Genomic DNA, 19,727 nt, shown 5'->3' with positions numbered 1-19,727 from the left:
AACATGAGCAGCGAAGTCCATCCAGTCGACCAGATTTTGCCGACGCCACGCTTGCTGGCGCTCGGCCTGCAGCATGTGCTGGTAATGTATGCCGGCGCGGTTGCCGTGCCGCTGATCATCGGCCGGGCGCTGAAGCTGCCGCCGGAAGATGTCGCGTTCCTGATCAGCGCGGATCTTTTCGCCTGCGGGATCGCCACCCTCGTGCAATGCGTCGGCTTCCCCGGCGTCGGTATCCGCCTGCCGGTGATGATGGGCGTCACCTTTGCCTCCGTCAGCCCGATGCTGGCGATGGCTGCCGCGCCCGACATCGGCCTGCTCGGCATTTACGGCTCGGTGATCTCGGCCGGAATTTTCGCCATCCTTGCCGCGCCGTTCATCAGCCGGCTGTTGCCGCTGTTTCCGCCCGTCGTGACCGGGACCATCATCCTGGTGATCGGCATTTCGCTGATGCGGGTCGGCATCAACTGGGCCGGCGGCGGCCTGCCGACCTTGACCAAGATCGTCGATGGCGTGCCGGGCGCATTCCCCAATCCCGGCTACGGCCAGTTGCGAGGCCTCGGCATTGCATTGTTCGTGCTGCTCGTCATCCTCGGCCTGATCAAATGGGGCTCCGGTTTCGTCGCCAATGTCGCGGTGCTGCTCGGCATCGTCGCCGGCGCGATCCTCGCAGCCGCGCTCGGCGTGATGCATTTCGAGAAGGTCGCTGCTGCGCCATGGGCGGCGATCGTGCTGCCGCTGCATTTTGGGCTGCCGAAATTCCAACTCGTCCCCGTTATCACCATGTGCATCGTGATGATCGTGGTGATGATCGAATCGCTCGGCATGTTCCTGGCGCTTGGCGAGATCACCGGCAAGATATTGGATCGCGAGGCGCTGACCCGCGGATTGCGGGCCGACGGCGTCGGCACGCTCCTGGGCGGGCTATTCAATACCTTTCCCTACACGTCGTTCTCGCAGAATGTCGGACTCGTCGGCGTCACCGGGGTGCGCTCGCGCTGGGTGACGATCGCCGGCGGCGGCATTTTGCTGCTGCTCGGGCTCGTGCCGAAGATGGCGGCGCTGGTCGAGGCGGTGCCTCTGGTGGTGCTCGGCGGCGCCGGCCTCGTGATGTTCGGCATGGTGGCGGCCACCGGCGCGCGGATTCTCACCGCGGTCGATTTCAAGAACAACCGCTATAATCTGTTCGTAGTGGCGATATCGGTCGGCTTCGGCATGATCCCGCTGGTCTCGCCCAATTTCTTCAAGAACTTGCCGCACGAACTCCACCCGCTGCTCGAGTCGGGTATCCTGCTCAGCGCGATGGTGGCGGTGACGCTGAACGCGTTCTTCAACGGAGTGGGCGGCAAGACGGCAGCGGAGGCGGATGCTGCGACAGCGGCGGCAACCGCGACGCACTAGTGTGGCGGTTCATAGGGTTGGCAAAGGCGCACTTGCGCCGTACCCGCCCTATGTCCGCAACCGTCTTCTTGAGTGGTGGGCACGCGGAGTCTGTCATCGGGCGCGCGTTCGCGCGACCCGTTGGCTTTGCCCACCCTACGACTCTAGCTCCCCCGATACGTCGCATAACTCCAAGGCGTTACCAGCAGCGGCACGTGGAGATGGCCTTCGGGATCGCTCACCGAAAAATGTAAGGGAATCCGATCGAGAAACGGGGGATCGGAGGTCGGCACATTGCGGCCGGCAAAATAGCCGCCCACGCGAAACATGAGCTCGTAGCGCCCGATCGGCACCGGGCGCCCGCCGATCAGAGGCTGATCGGTGCGGCCATCGCTGTTGGTGAGGGCCCGCGCCACGACGCGTGACGTGCCGAGTTCGGATAATTCCGTGAGTTCAATCGAAATCCCCACCGCGGGCCTGCCGCTGTGCGTATCCAGCACATGGGTCGACAGCCGTCCATGCACCGGCAGCCGGTCATCGGAAACCACAAGCTGGTCTAGGCGGAGCGCCGCAATCCGGCAAATTTCCGCAATCGCCGTCCGCATCTCGGCTTTCGCGTCGTTCGGCAGACGGCGCTCGAAATCGCGAAGAATGGAATCGCGGGTGTGGCGGCGGACGCAGACGATGTAGGGAAATCCGAATTTGGCGCGGTAGGCGCTGTTGGCGCGCTCGAAGGCCTCATATTCGGCATCCGACAGCCGGTCGAGGCCGACGCTGTCCTGCTCGGCGGAGGATTCCGCGGTGAGGCCTGTGGCGCGCTGGGTCTTGTTGGCGAGATCGGGATGCGCCCGGATCAGCGTCATCAGCGCCTCGTGCGGCGCGCGGTCGACCGCAGCCGTCATCGCCGCGAACAGCGGGCCGATGCCTGCAAACGGCCGCAGCACGGCTGCCGCCTCGGCCACCCACGGCGAATGCTCGAAAACGTTGGCGAGCGCGGCGACGAACTCGTCCTGGCTGCAATGATTTAGATCGGAAAGCTCTTTCAAGATCGACCTGCCTATCCGATATCGAAAGCGTCATCGGCGAGGTCCGAGAGGTTGGCGTGCCAGTGCTGCGCGATCTGCAGCCGCGTCGGTATCCAGACGCGCTCGTGCTTTCCGATGTAATCGAGGAAGCGCATCAGCGACGCGGCGCGGCCGGGGCGGCCGACGACCCGGCAATGCAGGCCGACCGACATCATCTTCGGCGCACTCTCGCCTTCCGCATAAAGAACGTCAAAACTGTCCTTGAGGTACGTGAAGAACTCCTCGCCGTCGCCGAAGCCCTGCGCGTTGACAAAACGCATGTCGTTGGCATCGAGCGTATAGGGGATGACCAGATGCGGCTTGGAGCCGCGCGCCTTGATCCAGTATGGCAGGTCATCGGCATAGGAGTCGCAGAGATAAAGCAGACCGCCGACTTCCATCAGGAGCCGCAGCGTATTGATCGAAGAGCGTCCAGTGTACCAGCCGAGCGGGCGCTGCCCCGTTGCCTCGGTGTGGACGCGGATCGCCGCCGCAATCTCGGTCCGCTCCTCAGTTTCCGACATGTCCTTGTGCTCGATCCATCTGAGGCTATGGCTGGCGATGTCCCAGCCGGCCTCCTTCATGGCGGCAACCACCTCAGGATTTCGCTGCAGCGCTTTCGCGACGCCGAACACCGTGACCGGCAAATTGCGTTCGGCGAAAATCCGCCACAGCCGCCAGAAACCGGCGCGCGAGCCATATTCGAACATCGATTCGATGTTGGCGTGGCGCTGTCCGGGCCAGGGCTGCGCGCCCAATACGTCGGACAAAAAAGCCTCCGAGGCGCGATCGCCGTCGAGGACATTGTTCTCGCCGCCTTCCTCGAAATTCACCACGAACTGCACCGCGACCCGCGCATTGCCGGGCCACTTCGGATCGGGCGGGTTGCGGCCGTAGCCGCGGAAGTCGCGCGGGTAGGTCGGCGCGGCCACGTCAGACTTCCTCGAAGCGGATCTTCTGCGCACCCTTCCACAGCACCGTCTTGCCGAACGCAGTCAGGTTCTCCAGACCCGAAGTCAGGGTGACGAAATGGTTGCCGGCGAGCTGGCCCATCTTGCTCGCAAAATGCACGCCGCCATAGGCCAGCAAAATTTCGGTTTCGCTGATGCCGCCGGGATAGAGAATGATCTGGCCCGGCGCGGGATAGCTGGTGTGGTTCTCGTAGGAGACGCCGAAATCGAGATCGCCGAGCGGCATCCAAACACCCTCGCCGCTCCAGCGGACGTGGATCGCCTGGCTCTCGAACGGCATCGCCTTGCGGAAGGCGGCAACCGTCTTGGGCGCCAGCTGCTCCTCGAAGCGGGCATGGAAAGTGAATTCGCCGGCGCGGACAATCAGTTGGCTCATCGATCTCTTCTTCTGGATGTATTGCGGAAGTGGCTCAGCCGTATCCATTACAGCCCGAACAAGCGGACGCAAGGCCGATTCCGGCCCCGTCCGGCAGTTTCGGCGAGGACATCGGAGCCGCGAACTCGCCTGTGCAGGACCTAGCTATGGGCCCTCGCCGGCACCGGGTGGGGCTGCGCCTCGCCACGCTCGAAAGCGCCGCTGAAGTCGGCGAGCGGCGGCGATATCATGGCGCGTTCACGCGGGAAGGCTTCGGGCATCTCCTCGCGAATGAAGGCGAGCAGCTTTTCCCTGATCTCGCAGCGGAGATCCCAGGATTGCGGCGCGGATCTGGCACTGACCAATGCGCGAAGCTCGATCGATCGCGGGCTGGCCTCGATCACCTGGAGATTGACCACGGCGCCATCCCACAACTTTGACTCACGCGCGGCCTCCTCTAACCGTTGCCTGATCCGCGAGACGTCGGTGCAGTAATCGACGTGAAAAGTGATGGCGCCGATCAGCGACTGGGTGTCGCGGGTCCAGTTCTGAAAAGGGCGCTCGATGAAATAGGACAGCGGGACGACCATCCTGCGCCAGTCCCACAGCCGGACCACAACATAGGTCGAGGCGATGTCCTCAACCCACCCCCATTCGTTCTCGATGATGACGGCGTCCTCGATCCGGATCGGCTGCGTGATTGCGATCTGCACGCCGGCGATGAGGTTTGAGAGCAGCGGCCGCGCGGCAAGGCCGACGATCAGGCCGGCGGCGCCGGCGGAGGCGAACAGGCTGACACCGTACTGCTTGACGGATTCGAAGGTCATCAGGGCGGTGGAAACGGCGATGATGACAATCAAGGTATCGATTACGCGCTTGAAGACACGAACCTGGGTGACGTGCTTGCGGGCGAGAAAATTCTCATCGGTATCGAGGCGGAAGCGCTGCAGATAACGCGCGGCCCCCATGTCCACGGCGCGAACCGTAATCCATCCGGTCAGCGCGATCACGGCGACGACAAAGAAGTGCCTGAGCTGTTCGCGCAGCACGTCGTTCAAAGGCGCCAGCGGCAGCACCAGCGCTACGGCGACGAGACAAAGCGCGAGCCGCGCCGGGCCGGCGACGCGTTGCAGAAGCAACGTCACAGCGGGCCAGCGCATCCCGATCGCGCGTTTAATGATTGTTGCGGCAATGCTGTGCACGAACAGTGCCACGGCAACGGCGCCGACGACGAGGCCGAGCCCCACCAGCCATTGTGGCACCCAGCCAAACATCTGCTCGAACTTTGACAGAAGATCTTCCATGCCGGATCCCCGCTGCGCAGCACCGTTCGGCCGCTAACGCATTGGTCCTTGCATTGCTCCCACACCTGACGCAGCGCAGCAATTCGCTAAGCGCATCGCGAAAATCAATCGGCGAACGGGAACTTTGCCTTGATGGTACGCGGTTGCGGCGCGCGATCGCTCAGGATTCGCCGCGCCAGAATGCGGTCTGCAGGGGCAGCTGGTGTTTGATCATTGCGACGCCATCGACCATCTTCAGGCCGCGCGCGGCGCAAGCCTGCATGAACTCGGTCCGGCGTGCCGCGATGATATCGAACACGGCGCAATCATCCGGCAGCCTCGCGGGATCCATCGGCAGGGTGTCCGTCTCGCGAAGCCCGAGCGAGGTGGCGTTGACGAGCAGGCCGGCGTCGTCGAATTTTTCGTCCAGGCTGATCTCAAGATCGACGAAACGGCTGCGGAGTTTTCGGGTGAGGATTTCGGCCGGCGCTGGCGTTTCGTTCAGGATTCGCAGCCGCCTCGCACCTGCGGCAGCCAGCGCGTGGCAGATCGCGCGGCCGGCGCCGCCCGCTCCGATCACGACGCAACGGCGGTCGGGATCGAAGATCCCCGCCTCGCGCGCGGCATTCAAAAAGCCGCCGCCATCGAAGGATTCGCCGACCAGCCGACCACCGGCCTCGATCCGGATCGTGTTTACGACACCTTCGAACTCGGCGGCCGGCCCGACCGCATCGCACAGTTCGAACGCCGCCGGCTTATGCGGCATTGTAAGATTGAAGCCGGCGACGCTGGGCGATTTCGCGAGCGCGCGGATCGTTTCGAAAAAATGTTCCGGCGCTATGTCGAGCGGCACCATGTGCCAGTCCAGCCCGTTGCCGTGGAAGTAAGGCGTGTAATGGCGGGGCGCGCCGACGTGTCCGGCCGGATGGGCAAAGATGAATACAAATCGTGAAGCACCGGTCGGAAGCCGCATCGCTCTTATCCTTTCACGGCGCCGGCTGTCAGCCCGCTCACCAGATAACGGCGCACCGCGAGCGAGAAAATGAGGACCGGCGCCATCACCAGCGAGCCGCCCGCGGCGATCTTGCCCCACTCCCATCCCTCGTAGTTCATGAAGTTGACTACGGCGACCGGCGCCGTGCGCGCGTTGGTCCGCGTCAGGATCAGCGCAAAGAAAAAGTCGTTCCAGGCGTAGAGGAAGCACAGGATCGCGGTGGCGGCGATACCGGGCGCGACCATCGGCAGCACGATTTCCAGGAATACCACGCGTGTCGACGCGCCGTCGACCAGCGCCGCCTCTTCCAGCGACGGCGGCACAGTTTCAAAAAACGGCTGCATCATCCAAATCACCAGCGGCAGGTTGAAGCTGGTGTAGACCAGCACCAGCCCAGTGACAGTGTCGAGCAGCCCGATCCAGCGATAGAACAGAAAGAACGGGATCGTGAACGCGATCGGCGGCGCCATCCGCGTTACCAGGATCGCAAAGCTCAGCGCGTGCTTCCCCCGCCCCGCCCATCGCGACAACGCGTAGGCCGCAGGCACGCCGAGCAACAGCGCCAGCGCGGTCGAGAACGAGGCGCTCATCAGACTGTTGCCGAACGAGGCCGCAAACGCGCTGCGCCACAACGACGCATAATTTTCCAGCGTCGGCGTGAAGATCAAGGGCGGCGGAAACTGCAGGATCAGGTCGTTGGACTTGAAGCTCATCTGCAGAAGCCAGAGGAACGGCGACAGCAGCACGATCAGCGTCACGCCGATCGCAACAAGCCGGCGCGCGCTGGCCGAACGGCGGACCGGGCCTGTCATACTCCCGCTCATGCCATGGCTTCGCGGCGGCGGCCCATCCACACCACGCCGAGGCTGACCGCAACGACGAGCAAGAGCATCACGATGGTGACCGAACAGGAATAGCCGATCTCGTTGAAGTCGAATGCGAGCAGATAGGCGTAATAGTTCGTGACCTCTGTGACGCTGCCCGGCCCGCCACCGGTCAAAAGGAACACGAGCGGGAATGCCTTGACGCTGTCGATCAGGCGAAACATGCCCGAGATGACCAGAATCGGGGTGATGAAGGGCAGCGTGATGTAGAAGAAGATCTGCAGCCGGTTGGCGCCGTCGACCAGAGCGGCTTCGGAAAACTCCTCCGGAATGGTCTGCAGCGCGGCCAATACCATCAGGAAGGTGAAGGGCATCCATTCCCAGGTATCGGCGATGATGATAGCGGTCAGCGCGAAATCGACGCTCGAGGTCAGCGACGGCATGGTCACGTTAAGCAGGCTAGCGGCGTAGTAGAGTGGGCCGATGTCGGGCGTATAGATCAGCTTCCAGATAATCGCCACGACGATCGGCGGCAGCACCATCGGAATCAGGAACAGGGTGCGGGCGAATTCCACGACGCGCGACTGCGTGTGCAGCAATAGCGCCAACAGCATGCCGAGCAGGACCTGCAACAGCACGCCCCAGAACGACAGCTTGGCCTGCACCCACAGCGAATTGACGAAGCGAGGGTCGCCGGGGAGCAGGCGATAATTGCGCAAGAGTGAGCTGAAATCGGTCGACGATCCCGGATTGACCAGTTGGAACGGCGTCAGGCTGGTTACTACCAGATAGATCGCGGGCAGCACCGCAATCACGAACAGCACGATCAGGCTCGGCGCCAGCGCCAGGCGGTTGAAGCGGCGGCGCTCGGCGTCGACCAGTCCCTTTCCGCTCAAAGCGCGGTCCCGGCCCGGCGGAGATTGGCCACCGCCTGCTCCTGCGCCGCGTTCATCGCCGCTGCCGCCGCAAGCTGCCCGGTCGCCACTTGTTCAAATGCCTTGTTCAGGACATCACCAATGATCGGAAACTCCTTCACCGTGCGATAGGCCATGTAGTTCTCGCCCTTGGCCGGAAGCCCTAGCACTTCGAGATAGAGCGCGCCGAGGTCCTGGCCGTTGACGGTGTTCAGCTTGCGGTATTCCTCACTCTCGATCACGGATCTGCGGCAGACCGAAGAATGGCCGTGCTCCTTGACGAGCCGCATCGAGATTTCGGGGCTGAGCGCCCATTTGATGAATTCCCAGGCCGCTTTCTTGTTTTTGGCGTTCTTGGGAATGCCGAGACCTTGGCTGTTCGCGGCCGGGAAATCATGCACGGGGCCTGCAGGCATTCTGACGACGCGCGAGGTGTCTCTCACCTTGCTGTCGTTCGAGAGCAGGATCGGCGTAATCCAGGCGCTGGAATGAATGAAGATGTTGGAGCGGCCGGTCATGTGCGATTGCCGCGCCTGATCCTCGGTGTAGGTGAGCACGCCGCGCGGCGCGTAGTTCCTCAGCAGGTTCGCGTAATATTCAACGGCCTGAATCGCTTCCGGCGAGTTCAGCGTCGGCATGATGTCGGTGGGCGGGTTGCGGAAGATGTTGCCGCCAAAGCCCCGGATGTAGGGCGGCAAGCACCAGTGATGAAGCTGGAAGCTGACGATGCCGTTGACATTGTCGGCGCCATTCATCGCGGCGCAGACCTGCTCCAGCTCGGCAAAGGTCTTCGGAATCTTCAGTCCCCGCTTCTCCATCACGTCCATGCGCGACAGGCCCATCACCATGGCGCCGCCTTCCCAGGAATAGCCGTAGGTGGCGCCCTTGGCGTCGCGGTAAGGCACCTGCGCGCCTTCGACAAAATCCCTCGGATTCCATTCCGCCGGAGTCAGGTTGGGATCGCCGGTGAACTCGTCGAGATTGGCGAGCAGCCCCGCTGCTACCCAGCGCGCGGCAAGGATGAAGGTGACGTTGACGAAATCGAATGCCGAGCCGCCCGACGACAATTCGAGATTGGCCTGCTGGTTGTAGACCGGAAACGCCGAGAGCTGCAGATCGACCTTCATGCCGGTCTGCGCCTCGAACTCCGGAATGTAATTCTGCAGCAACGTGAAGAAGCGGTGCTGGAAGGACGCGCCGCGCAGCGTGACGCCGGCAAACGGTTTGGTTTGTGCAATGGCCGGTAGGGGAAATGCGACCGCGCCGAGGATGGCGGCGCTGGCCCGGAGCAGCGTTCGGCGGCTGAGGCCCGCGGGTTTATGGCTCGAATTCTTCCTGGTCATGGCGCCCTCCCTGACGGTCTTTTTCGACAATATGACCGACATAAAATCTACTGTCAAAAGGAGGCTTCTCTCAAAATCGCTGTTTTGGCGTTATCAATTGACATCGTATCGCAATAAAGCAGACAATATTATTTCAAAGGTTTGAGGGTCATCATTTGCCCAGGGAAGTCGAGCTCCGCCAGTCCAACACCCACGTCGCGCGCGAAATCGCCAAGCTCATCGTCTCCGGCGCATGGCAGGAGGGAAGGACGCTGCCGCGCGAGATCGAGCTCGCATCGCAATTCAGTGTCAGCCGAACCTCGATCCGGGAATCACTGTCCATCCTCAAGGCAAAAGGTTTGATCGCGGCGCGGCAGAAGGCCGGAACCCATGTACGCGAGCGGATCAACTGGAACATGCTGGATGCAGAGCTTCTGGAGTGGACGTGGGCGCTGCGTCCCACGGAAGAGTTCGCCCGCCAGCTCACGCAGGTGCGCCGGATCGTCGAACCCGAGGCTTGCGCGATCTGCGCCGAGCGCGGTTCGGATGCCGACCTCGCCCGGATCGAACGGGCCTATCGTGAGATGGACGCCGCCGGGATGAACAGCCGCGCCTATTCCGAGCCTGATTTGCGCTTCCATCGCGGCATCCTGACAGCGACCGGCAACGACTTTCTGGTCGCCTTCGGCGCCACCGTCGAGGCGGCGCTTCGGATGTCGTTCGATCTCTCGACGCTGAACCCGGGCGCGCCGCGCAAGAGCCTGCCCTATCACCGCGCCATCCTCGACGAGATCTGGGCGCGCAATCCCGACGGCGCGCGGCTCGCGATGCATCGCCTGATGGACCTGACCGAGCGCAACATTACTTTGGCCTTGTCACGCCGGCATGGCGAAGCGATCGCGGCAGCGGATGCCAGCCGTGAACACGACGCGTAACGGAACAGTCCTAAACGCTTGCTTTCCCTTGGTGTTGCGCGTTTCATTCCCGTCAAGCATCAAGCGCCGGGGAAACACTCATGCCCGCGAGAATCATCGGAATGATCGGCACCCAGCAGGAGGGCGCCGCGGTTCACCTGATCAAGGGACAGATATCGCGGCAATGGGTAGTCGATTTCACCCGGCTGCATGAGCAGTGGAATTACGATTCCGTCCTGGTCGGATATTACGCCTCCGCCGCCGAAGGGTTTGCGATTGCGCTCTATGCCGCCGACCACACCGAGCGGATCAAGTTCCTGATTGCGCACCGGCCGGGCTCGGTGGCCCCCGCACTGGCCGCGCGGCAGGTCGCGACCTTCGACCAACTCACGCAGGGCCGGATGGCGCTGCATATCATCGCCGGCACCAGCGACGCGGACCAGGCCAGCGAAGGCGATTTTCTGCCCAAGAACGACCGCTATCGCCGCGCCGGCGAATATCTGGAGGTGATGCAGAAACTCTGGACCAGCGACGACCCGATCGATCATAAGGGCGAGTTCTACCGCGTCGAGGGCGGTTTCTCCGATATCAAGCCCTATCAGAAACCCTTTCCTCCGCTGTTCTTCGGCGGCTCATCGGAGGGCGCGCTGGCGATGGGAGCCAAGCATTGCGACGTGTTCGCGATCTTCGGCGAGCCGCTGAAGGAAACGCGGGAACGGGTGCAGGATTTCCGCCGGCGCGCCGCCGTCTTCGGGCGCCAGGTGGGCTTCAACATGTCGCTGCGGCCGGTCATGGCGGATACCGAAGGTGCGGCGTGGGACAAGGCGAACGCCCTGCTGGCGGACGTCGAACGCAAGACCGGCGCCGCGCCGCAGCCGACCAATCATTCCGCCGAGCGCCTGCTCGGCTACGCCGCGCGCGGCGATGTCCATGACGAACGGCTATGGATGGGGATTGCGCGGGCCACCGGCGCCCCCGGCAATACGTCCTGCCTGGTTGGAACGCCCGAGCAGATCGCGGCAGCGGTGCTGGAATATTACCGGCTCGGCATTCATTCCTTCCTGCTGCGCGGTTTTGAGAATCCGCACGACACGATGGCGATCGGCCGCGACTTGATTCCACGCATCAAGCAAGGCGCGCTTGCGATCGACCGGCAGGCCGAAGCGGCCGAATAGAGTTCACCTCAAGCATCCGCAGGCATCTCAAGATGCCGGCGCAACATCTTGGCGCACGAAGAGAAAACGCATGAAAGAATTTGCATGAAGGCGGTCGTTGTCGACAACTACAATTCGATCGACGGCATCTCGATCAAGGAGATCGATACGCCCGACCTCGCCGCGGGCGAAGTCCGCGTCAGGATCGGCGCGGCGGCAGTCGGCTTCGTCGATGGCTTGAAGGTGCAGGGTCTCTACCAAACCAAGGACCCGCTGCCGTTCGTGCCGGGGACGGAGTTTGCCGGAACGGTCGATGCCGTCGCCGATAAAGTCGGCGCCTTCAAGCCGGGCATGCCCGTGATTGGAATGGCCCGTTCCGGCGCGCTCGCCGAGTATATCTCGGTACCGTCAGCGGCACTACAGCACCTGCCGCCGCAAGTTCCCATCGAGGCCGGCGCATCGTTTCAGGCCAACTACCTGACCGGGCTTTATGCGCTGGAGGCCCGTGCGGCGCTGCGCGAAGGCGAGATATTGCTGGTGCTGGGCGCGGCCGGCGGCGTCGGCATCGCCGCGGTTCAACTCGGCAAGCTGATGGGCGCGCGGGTGATCGCCGCCGCCTCGACGGCGGAAAAGCGCGACTTCGCGGTTCGTCACGGCGCCGATCAGACCATCGACTACACCCAGGCGGACTGGCGCGACACGCTCAAGGCGCTGACCGGCGGGCATGGCCCGGATGTCATTTTCGATCCCGTCGGCGGCGAAATAGCGCTGCAGGCGTTTCGCTCGATCGCCTGGCGCGGGCGGCACCTCGTCGTCGGATTCGCCTCCGGCACCATTCCGGCGCTGGCGTTCAACCTGCCGCTGCTCAAGGGCGGCGCGCTGCTTGGCGTCGATCTCGCCCAGATCCAGAAGCGCGAGCCGGAAACACACGCCCGCCTGATGGCGCAATTGTTCGACTGGCTGGCATCGGGCAAATTGCAGCCCGTCGTCGGCAAGATCGTGCCGTTCGAGAATTTCCGAGAGGCATTCAAGACCATGCAGTCGCGATCGGCGCTTGGGAAGATGATCGTGAAGTTCGGTTGAAGCGACGCGTCGAAGCAGGATACGGACTGATGTCTTTGGAAGATAGCAACAAATCGCGCCGCTTGATGCATAGGCGGTCGGTCGAATGCGAAGGCTTTCTGCGCGACGACGGACTCTGGGAAGTCGAGGCGTGGCTGCGGGATACAAAACCCTTCACCCAGCGTGCCGATCGTTTCCGTGGCGAACTGAAGCCGGGCGATCCCGTGCACGACATCGGCCTGCGGCTGGCGATCGACGACCGCATGACCATCCTCGAGGCGGAGGCGATGATGCGCGCGACGCCGTATCCGACCTGCATCGAGGTCGAGCCGGTCCTGCAGCGCCTGATCGGCGAGCGGATCGGCCCGGGCTGGCGCGAGACGGTGCGGCGCAAGATCGGCCGGCTCGAGACCTGCACGCATCTCGCCGAATTGCTCGGTCCCGCCGTGACCACGCTGTACCAGACCATGTCCTACGGCATGAACCCGGAAGGCCGCGATACGCTGGAGAACCAGCAGAACTCGGGCCAGCGCCCGTTCTTCATCGGCGGCTGCCACTCCTGGCGCACCGACGGCCCCGTCGTCGCGGCGATGTTTCCGCAGTTCGCGACCAAGCCACCGGCGAGGGATTAGGCGCGGACGCGATCGTAGATCGCCAACGCTGCGGCCAGCGCGCATCCGGCGATGATGCCGAACGTCAGGTCTTCGATCAGCGTGAGGCCGAAAGTTGCGATCAGCACCGCCGCACTGCGCCAATCGTGAAGCAAGCGAAGGAATTCTTCCTTCTCCGCCATGTTCCAGCACACCACCACCAGCACGCCCGCCAGCGCAGAGAGCGGGATGAAACTCGCTAACGGCGCCGCGACCAGCATGAAAGCCAGAACGAAGATCGCATGCGCCATGCCGGAAACCGGGCTGCAGGCGCCCGCGCGAATGTTGGTCGCGGTACGCGCGATCGTTCCGGTCACGCTGATGCCGCCGAATATAGCGGAAGCGACATTCGCGATGCCCTGCGCCACCACCTCCATGTTGTAGCGGTGCTTGCGCCCGGTCATACCGTCGGCGACCTTGGCGGACAACAGGCTCTCGACCGCCCCTATAAGGGTGAAGGAAAGCGCCGCCGGCAACACCTCAAGCACCGCAGCATAAGAGATCGACGGTAGCTGCGGTGACGGCACGCCGCTCGGCAATTGTCCGAAATGACTGCCGATGGTCTCTACCGGCAGATGAAACAGAGAGGCGGCGGCCGAAGCAAGCGTGACAGCGATCAGCATTCCCGGCCAATTCGGCGCCCGCCGCCGCAGCAGGAAGATCAGGCCCGCCGACCCCACGCCAACCGCCAGCGCAGCCGGACTGATGGTCGGCAAAGATTGGCCGAGCATCACAAGCTTCGGCAATAGCGGCCCGGGTTCGACCGCAGGCAGCTTGAGGCCACCGAGATCCCTGAGCTGACTGGCAAAGATCGTGACCGCAATGCCGCAGGTAAAGCCGACTGTCACCGGATGCGGAATATAGCGGATCAGCGCCCCGAGCCGCAGCAGACCGATCAGCGTCAGCATGAAGCCGGAGATAAAGACCGTCAGCAGCAGCCCCTCGATGCCGAACCTCGTCACGGTGGCCGATACCAGGACGATGAACGCGCCGGCGGGACCACCGATCTGATAGCGGCTGCCGCCCAGCGCCGACACTAAAAAGCCGCCGATAACGGCGGCGTATAATCCGCGCTCGGGCGAGACGCCCGAGGCGACGGCGATCGCCATCGAGAGCGGGAGGGCGACAATGGCGACGGTCAAAGCCGCCAGCAAATCCTTTCGAAAGCAGCCGAGATCGTATCCCTCGGACAGGACGGTGGCGAGCTTCGGGCGATAATGATGGGCAGTGGCGGAGCCGTCGGGCATTTGGCGGGCGAACCAATCTGGATTCGGAGATTATAGTTGAAGACCCGGCGGACTGCCACCGGATCAAAATACGGGCTGAAGCGATTTCATTTGACCAGGCGCATGGCTTCAACCAACGCTGCCAGCAATCATCCCCGCTCGCGACACAGGCATGCGACTACATGCTTCCCGCTCGTCCCTTCCGCCTGCCCCAATGATGCTGCGAGGCTCCTTTCGCTGCCCGGACGGACGGAAGCTGATACCGGTGCGTCCCGAAGCCGCCTTGGTTCGCGAGACCGCGACCGCGGCATGCCAAGTCGCTCAGACCTGTGATAATCTTCCGCTGAACGGCTCCGGTTCTTCGGAGAGTGACGATGAGAACCATCACGGCGTCGGCGGCTCGCAAGCTCGGCAAATTCCTGACCAAAGACTTCCGCGAAATCTTTGGTCCGACGCACGACGATCTGGCAGAGCGCCTCGGGTCACTTGCTCGGATCACCATCGAATGTATTGGAAGAAGCGACGCTCTCTATCACAATTATGAGCATACGTGGCTGGTTACGATGGCCGGCCGCGACATCCTGCAAGGCCTGATGATGTCGCGCCGCATCGAACCTTCCGACTACACGCATCTCATCGTTGCCTGCCTGCTGCACGACATCGGCTATGTTCGCGGCATATTGAGCGGCGATACCGACGACGAGTTCGTGGTCAATGAAGATGGACGGAGAATTGCCTTGCCTCGCGGAGCCTCCGATGCCGCGCTGATGCCCTACCACGTCGACCGTTCGAAGCTGTTTGCCGTGGAGCGGCTTGGAAATTCACCAGTGATGGACGCCGCGCGCATCGTGGAGGCGATCGAACATACGCGTTTCCCGCCTCCACCCGAGAGAAAGACGACGGAGACGAACATACCCCGTCTGGTTCAGGCGGCGGACCTGATCGGGCAACTTGGCGACCCGATGTACGCAAGGAAGGTCAACGCACTTTTTTACGAATTTGAAGAAACAGGGATGAATCGCCAGCTTGGATATTCATGTCCGGCGGATCTCGTGGAAAAATATCCGGATTTCTTCTGGAACAGCGTCTCGGAGCATCTCGATGAGGCCATCAAGTACCTGAACCTGACCGCTTCCGGACGTCAATGGATCGCCAATCTTCACCACCATCTATTATGCGCGGAGAATGCGCGGCGTCTGATGGGGCCGCAGCACTGACAGGGAGCGCGCCGCGGCAAATCACGGGCTGGTCACCAACGGCAAATTCGCCGAGCGGCTGGTGGCCTTCGAGGCCGCCAAGCAGGCGCGAATGCCGGCCTGAGGATAATCAACCGGCGTGTTCGATGGCGCGGATGGCACCACGCAGCTCGGCTAGGCCGCGCAGCCGGCCGATCGCGGTGTAGCCGGGATTGGTGCGCTTGGTGTCCGCAAGATCGTCGAGCATGCGGTGGCCGTGATCGGGCCGGAACACGATCTGATTTTCCGGCGAACGCGTTCGGTTCTCCGCCAGTAAAGCCTTCAACACCGCGATCATATCGACATCGCCATCGAGATGATCGGACTCGAAGAACGACAGGCCATCGGCTTCCCGCTTGGTCGCCCGCAGATGCGCGAAACCAATGCGCGGCGCGAAGCGCTTGGCCATCGCGGGCAGATCGTTCTCCGTGCGCACGCCGAGCGAACCGGTACAAAGGCAGATGCCGTTGGCCTTGGATGGCACCGCGTCGAACAGCGCCTGATAATCCTCCGCCGACGAGGCGATGCGCGGCAGGCCGAACAGCGGACGCGGCGGATCGTCCGGATGCAGCGTCAGCATGACGCCAAGCTGCTCCGCCACCGGCGCGATGCGTGCGAGAAACTCGCTGAGACGCTGGCGCAGCACCGCGGAATTGATCCCGCGATACTGCTGCAGCCGGTCGCGGAACTGCGGAATGGTCAGCGGATCGGTGGTCGATCCCGGCAGTGCGCTGGCAATGTTGGTGATGAGAACGTCGATGTCGGCCTGCGTCATCTCCGAATAGACCTGCTTCGCACGAAGCCGCGCGGCCTCGGAATATTCCGCCGGCGCTTCGGGGCGCTGCAGGATGTGTAGGTCGAACGCCGCGAATCGGTCCTGGTCGAAGCGCATCGCCTTGGCGCCGTTCGGCAGCTCCCATTCGAGATCGGTGCGGCACCAGTCCACCACAGGCATGAAATTGTAGCAGATGATCTTGATGCCGGCGGCAGCGATCGCCTCCATGCTCGCGATCCAGGCCTCGATCGAGCGGGTCGCTTTGCCGCCCATCCGCTTGACGTCGTCCGGCACCGGAATCGATTCCACCACCGACCAGGTCAGCGGCGAGCGCCCGGGCTGCGAGTGCTCGATCAGGTTCTTGCGCTCCTCGACGGCTGAGCGCGTCCAGGCTTCCCCAATCGGCACCTGATGCAGCGCCGTCACCACGTCGGTCGCGCCGGCCTGGCGAATGTCGTCGAGCGATACGGGATCGTTGGGCCCGTACCACCGCCACCCCTGCAGCATCATGCGGAAGCTCCTGAAATGAGAACTGCGATCAAGCCGTCAGCACGACCTTGACGCTCTGCGACCGGTCGAGCGCCAGCCGCACCGCGTCGGGTGCGACCGCGAGCGGGCGTTGTGCGGTCACCAGCGACAGCACGTCGACGCTGCCATCGCCAATCAGTTCGATCGCGGTGAAGAATTCCGCCCCGAAGCGGAACGAGCCGCGCAGGTCAATCTCTTTCGCCATCACGGCATTCGCCGGCACCGGGATCTGCCCGCCCGGGAGGTTGCCGACCTGAACCACGACGCCGCCGCGCCTGACGACGCCGATGGCGCTGGCCAAGCCCGCCGCCGTTCCCGAGACCTCAAAAGCTACATCGAACGGCTGCGCCGCGGCCTGCGCCTTCAGCGCCTCTTCGCCGCCGGAGATGTCGACGACATGGTTCGCGCCCAACCTCGTGGCGAATGCCAGCGGCGCCGCCGCGATGTCGACGACGGTGGTCTCCGCGATGCCTGCGCGCTGCGCCGCCAGCATGGTCAGGAGGCCGATGGGTCCGGCGCCGAACAGCACCGCGCGCTTGCCGGTAACGTCACCGGCGCGGGCGACCGCATGCAGGCAGACCGCAAGCGGCTCGGCGAGCGCCGCCGCCTGATACGTCACGTGATCGGGGATCTTCACGCATTGCGCCGGGATTGCGTCGAAGTAAGACGAAAAGCCGCCCTGCATATGCGGGGTCTTCGAGGCCGATCCCATGAAGAAGATGTTTTCGCAGAGATTGGGCCGGCCTTCGAGACACGGTTTGCAATGGCCGCACCAGCGCGACGGGTTAACGGCGACGCGATCGCCGACCTTCAGGTCCGGGGCGCTGCCCGCGATCTCCACGACTTCGCCCGCGATCTCATGGCCGAGCACAAGCGGCGAAGTCACGACAAAATCGCCGGTGCGGGCATGGCGGTAGTAATGCATATCCGAGCCGCAGATGCCGCCGGCACCGAAGCGGATGCGCACCATGCCTGACGCAAGCGGATCAAGCGGCCGCTCCATCATGCGCAGATCTTCCGGGCCAAACAGGGTTGCAGCCAAAGCCGTCGATGTCATTTTGAGAGCCCCATGTATTTTGGCAGCCAGAGCGTCAGCTCCGGGATGTAGGTGATGGCGACGAGCGCCAAGAGCAGCGGCACCAGCCACGGCAGGATCGCCATCGTCGTGCGCTCGACGGACAGCTTTGCTACCCGCGCCAGCACGAACAGCACCATGCCGAGCGGCGGGTGAAGGAGGCCGATCATCAGGTTCAGCGTCATGATCAGGCCGAAATGAATGGGATCGATGCCCAGTTTCAGAACGATCGGCAGCAGGATCGGCACCAGAATGGTGATGGCGGCGATGGTGTCGATGAAGCAGCCGACGAACAGGATCAGGATGTTCGCCAGCAGCAGGAACACCCATTTGTTGTGGGTGATCCCCAGCATCGCGTCCGTCAGCGTCTGCGCCGCCTGCGAGACCGTGAGCAACCAGGCGAAGATCGAGGCCGCGGTTACGATGAACAGCACGGACGCCGTGGTCTCGATGGTATCGAAGGTTGCTTTCGCGACCGTCTGCAGCGTCATCGAGCGATAGCGGACCAGCCCGAGGAACAACGACCAGATCACCGCGGCAACCGCGGCTTCGGTCGGCGTGAACCAGCCGAGCGTCATGCCGCCGATCAGGATGACCGGCGCCATCAGCGCCATCACGGCAGAGAAGTCGAAATACCAGTCGAGCGCCAGCAGCGCCACGAGACCGATGCCGACCGCCATGTTCACCGAAAGCCCGCCGACAACCAGCAGCCAGACAACCAATGGGAACGCAAGGACGATGAAGATCTCGATGGCAGCCGAGCCAAGCTGCGGCCAGGAGAACGGCGAGTCACTGCCCCAGCCGTTCTTGTGGGCGAAATAGGCGACCGTCGCCATCATGGCCAACGTCATGACCACGCCAGGTATCACGCCGCCGAGAAACAGTGCGCCGATCGAGACGTTCGCCATCATGCCGTAGATCACGAACGGCAGCGATGGCGGGATGATCGGGCCGAGCGTGGCGGATGCCGCGGTCACGCCGACGGCGAACTCGGTCGAATAGCCGTGGTCCTTCATCGCCTTGATTTCGATGGTGCCGAGCCCCGCGGCATCCGCGATCGCGGTGCCCGACATGCCGGAGAAGATCACGGAACCGACGATATTGACGTGTCCGAGGCCGCCGCGCATCCAGCCCACCAGCGCAACCGCGAATTTGTAGATGCGGCCGGTCACGCCCGCGATGTTCATGAGATTGCCGGCCAGAATGAAGAACGGCACAGCGAGCAGCGGAAAGCTCTCGACGCCGGCAATCATGCGCTGCGCCAATGTCACGTCAGGCGTGATGCCGGTGACCAGAATGTAGACGAGCGACGACACCGCCATAGCGAGCGCGACCGGCAGGCCGAGCAGCATCAGCAGCAGAAATCCCCCAAGCAGCAACAGCATCGCCCTACCCTTCCGTTCCGTCGAACGCGCCGGGTCGCTCCAGGATGGAGAACCCCCGTCGCCAGTTCTCGACCGCGATCTGGATCGAGCGCGCGAACATCAGCACGAAGCCGAGCAGCACGGCGTAATAGACAAACCCCTTTTGAAGCTTGATCGTCGTCATCCGCTCGTCGCCGATGATCTGGATGAATTGCCAGACCAGCTTGATCGCATAGCCGAAGAACGCGATCCGGATCAGGTCGATGACGGTCGAAAGCGCGCGCGCCGGCGGATGGGGCAAATAGCGGAACACGAGATCGACCTGAATGTGCCGTGACAGCCGCACGCACATCGCCGAGCCGATAAAGACCACGCCGATCAGGCAATAGGTCGCGATCTCCTCGGTCCAGGCATAGCTGTCGTTGAGCACATAGCGGGTGAAGAACTGCAGGAACACGGAGAGCGCCATGACCCAGAAGATTGCGAGAGCCAGCCAGTCCTCCGCCGCATACTGCCCGAGATCGGCGCCCTTGGGGACCTCGTCCTCGAATGTATGGGCGATCTCGTCCGCCGTGATCTGCTTGTGCACTTCAACCGTCGACATGCGGCCTCCCCGGGCTGGCGTATTCGCGGCTTCCGC

Annotated in this window: 19 protein-coding genes; 6 read left to right on the top strand and 13 right to left on the bottom strand. The window is 63.2% G+C overall.

All coding sequences use genetic code 11. From position 1 onward, the window contains the following. Positions 1-3: 3 nt before the first annotated feature. On the top strand, positions 4-1,398 hold the full coding sequence (locus tag HCN58_RS02410; protein WP_171577757.1) for a nucleobase:cation symporter-2 family protein: 1,395 nt from the start codon (positions 4-6) through the stop codon (positions 1,396-1,398). Positions 1,399-1,541: 143 nt separating this feature from the next. Here HCN58_RS02410 and uraD read toward each other — a convergent pair whose 3' ends face one another. The 8 genes from uraD to HCN58_RS02370 form a co-directional block, all read right to left on the bottom strand. Then, positions 1,542-2,423, bottom strand: coding sequence for a 2-oxo-4-hydroxy-4-carboxy-5-ureidoimidazoline decarboxylase (gene uraD, locus HCN58_RS02405; protein ID WP_171577756.1), 882 nt, complete (start codon positions 2,421-2,423; stop codon positions 1,542-1,544). A gap of 11 nt (positions 2,424-2,434) precedes the next feature. Continuing rightward, positions 2,435-3,373 carry an allantoinase PuuE gene (gene puuE, locus HCN58_RS02400; protein ID WP_171577755.1) on the bottom strand — a complete coding sequence of 313 codons (939 nt, stop codon included), beginning with the start codon at positions 3,371-3,373 and terminating at the stop codon, positions 2,435-2,437. 1 nt (position 3,374) lies between these two features. Then, entirely contained in the window at positions 3,375-3,788 is a 414-nt protein-coding gene (locus HCN58_RS02395) for a DUF3830 family protein (RefSeq protein WP_171577754.1), read from the bottom strand. Positions 3,789-3,928: 140 nt separating this feature from the next. After that, entirely contained in the window at positions 3,929-5,071 is a 1,143-nt protein-coding gene (locus tag HCN58_RS02390) for a mechanosensitive ion channel family protein (RefSeq protein ID WP_171577753.1), read from the bottom strand. A 160-nt stretch (positions 5,072-5,231) separates the two neighbouring features. Next, positions 5,232-6,023: a shikimate dehydrogenase family protein gene (locus HCN58_RS02385; protein WP_171577752.1), complete on the bottom strand. Its 792-nt coding sequence runs from the start codon at positions 6,021-6,023 to the stop codon at positions 5,232-5,234. A gap of 5 nt (positions 6,024-6,028) precedes the next feature. Beyond that, complete coding sequence (locus HCN58_RS02380) at positions 6,029-6,856, bottom strand: carbohydrate ABC transporter permease (protein ID WP_171577751.1); 828 nt, start codon at positions 6,854-6,856, stop codon at positions 6,029-6,031. An 8-nt stretch (positions 6,857-6,864) separates the two neighbouring features. Further along, complete coding sequence (locus tag HCN58_RS02375; protein WP_171577750.1) at positions 6,865-7,764, bottom strand: carbohydrate ABC transporter permease; 900 nt, start codon at positions 7,762-7,764, stop codon at positions 6,865-6,867. Then, on the bottom strand, positions 7,761-9,125 hold the full coding sequence (locus HCN58_RS02370) for an ABC transporter substrate-binding protein (protein WP_171577749.1): 1,365 nt from the start codon (positions 9,123-9,125) through the stop codon (positions 7,761-7,763). The genes HCN58_RS02375 and HCN58_RS02370 overlap by 4 nt, the downstream gene beginning before the upstream one ends. Positions 9,126-9,280: 155 nt before the next feature. On the opposite strand from HCN58_RS02370, the gene HCN58_RS02365 reads away from it, so the two are divergent. The 4 genes from HCN58_RS02365 to HCN58_RS02350 all read left to right on the top strand — a co-directional run bounded on the left by HCN58_RS02365 (position 9,281) and on the right by HCN58_RS02350 (position 12,866). Then, positions 9,281-10,039 carry a FadR/GntR family transcriptional regulator gene (locus HCN58_RS02365; protein WP_210265831.1) on the top strand — a complete coding sequence of 253 codons (759 nt, stop codon included), beginning with the start codon at positions 9,281-9,283 and terminating at the stop codon, positions 10,037-10,039. 80 nt (positions 10,040-10,119) lie between these two features. Continuing rightward, a complete protein-coding gene (locus HCN58_RS02360; RefSeq protein WP_171577748.1) occupies positions 10,120-11,193 on the top strand; it encodes an LLM class flavin-dependent oxidoreductase in 1,074 nt (357 codons plus the stop codon). Positions 11,194-11,277: 84 nt separating this feature from the next. After that, complete coding sequence (locus HCN58_RS02355) at positions 11,278-12,255, top strand: NADPH:quinone oxidoreductase family protein (protein WP_171577747.1); 978 nt, start codon at positions 11,278-11,280, stop codon at positions 12,253-12,255. 29 nt (positions 12,256-12,284) lie between these two features. After that, on the top strand, positions 12,285-12,866 hold the full coding sequence (locus HCN58_RS02350; protein ID WP_171577746.1) for a DUF2889 domain-containing protein: 582 nt from the start codon (positions 12,285-12,287) through the stop codon (positions 12,864-12,866). Here the strand turns inward: HCN58_RS02350 and HCN58_RS02345 are convergent. After that, entirely contained in the window at positions 12,863-14,131 is a 1,269-nt protein-coding gene (locus tag HCN58_RS02345) for a SulP family inorganic anion transporter (protein ID WP_171577745.1), read from the bottom strand. The two genes, HCN58_RS02350 and HCN58_RS02345, sit on opposite strands and share 4 nt — an antisense overlap. 353 nt (positions 14,132-14,484) lie before the next feature. On the opposite strand from HCN58_RS02345, the gene HCN58_RS02340 reads away from it, so the two are divergent. Continuing rightward, complete coding sequence (locus tag HCN58_RS02340; RefSeq protein ID WP_171577744.1) at positions 14,485-15,327, top strand: HD domain-containing protein; 843 nt, start codon at positions 14,485-14,487, stop codon at positions 15,325-15,327. A gap of 109 nt (positions 15,328-15,436) precedes the next feature. Here the strand turns inward: HCN58_RS02340 and uxuA are convergent, their stop codons facing one another. From uxuA to HCN58_RS02320, 4 genes are read right to left on the bottom strand one after another with little or no spacing between them, the layout of a single operon-like run. Beyond that, positions 15,437-16,627 carry a mannonate dehydratase gene (gene uxuA, locus HCN58_RS02335; protein WP_171577996.1) on the bottom strand — a complete coding sequence of 397 codons (1,191 nt, stop codon included), beginning with the start codon at positions 16,625-16,627 and terminating at the stop codon, positions 15,437-15,439. Between the two features lie 31 nt (positions 16,628-16,658). Beyond that, on the bottom strand, positions 16,659-17,705 hold the full coding sequence (locus tag HCN58_RS02330; protein ID WP_171577743.1) for an L-idonate 5-dehydrogenase: 1,047 nt from the start codon (positions 17,703-17,705) through the stop codon (positions 16,659-16,661). Then, entirely contained in the window at positions 17,702-19,108 is a 1,407-nt protein-coding gene (locus tag HCN58_RS02325) for a TRAP transporter large permease (RefSeq protein ID WP_171577742.1), read from the bottom strand. The genes HCN58_RS02330 and HCN58_RS02325 overlap by 4 nt, the downstream gene beginning before the upstream one ends. A gap of 4 nt (positions 19,109-19,112) precedes the next feature. Beyond that, a complete protein-coding gene (locus HCN58_RS02320; protein ID WP_171577741.1) occupies positions 19,113-19,691 on the bottom strand; it encodes a TRAP transporter small permease in 579 nt (192 codons plus the stop codon). Positions 19,692-19,727 lie beyond the last annotated feature (36 nt).

It is taken from the genome of Bradyrhizobium australiense (genome assembly GCF_013114825.1).
Lineage (GTDB): Bacteria > Pseudomonadota > Alphaproteobacteria > Rhizobiales > Xanthobacteraceae > Bradyrhizobium > Bradyrhizobium australiense.
The sequence above is the reverse complement of the archived record's forward strand: the minus strand, read 5'-3'. Positions and strand labels throughout refer to the sequence as shown.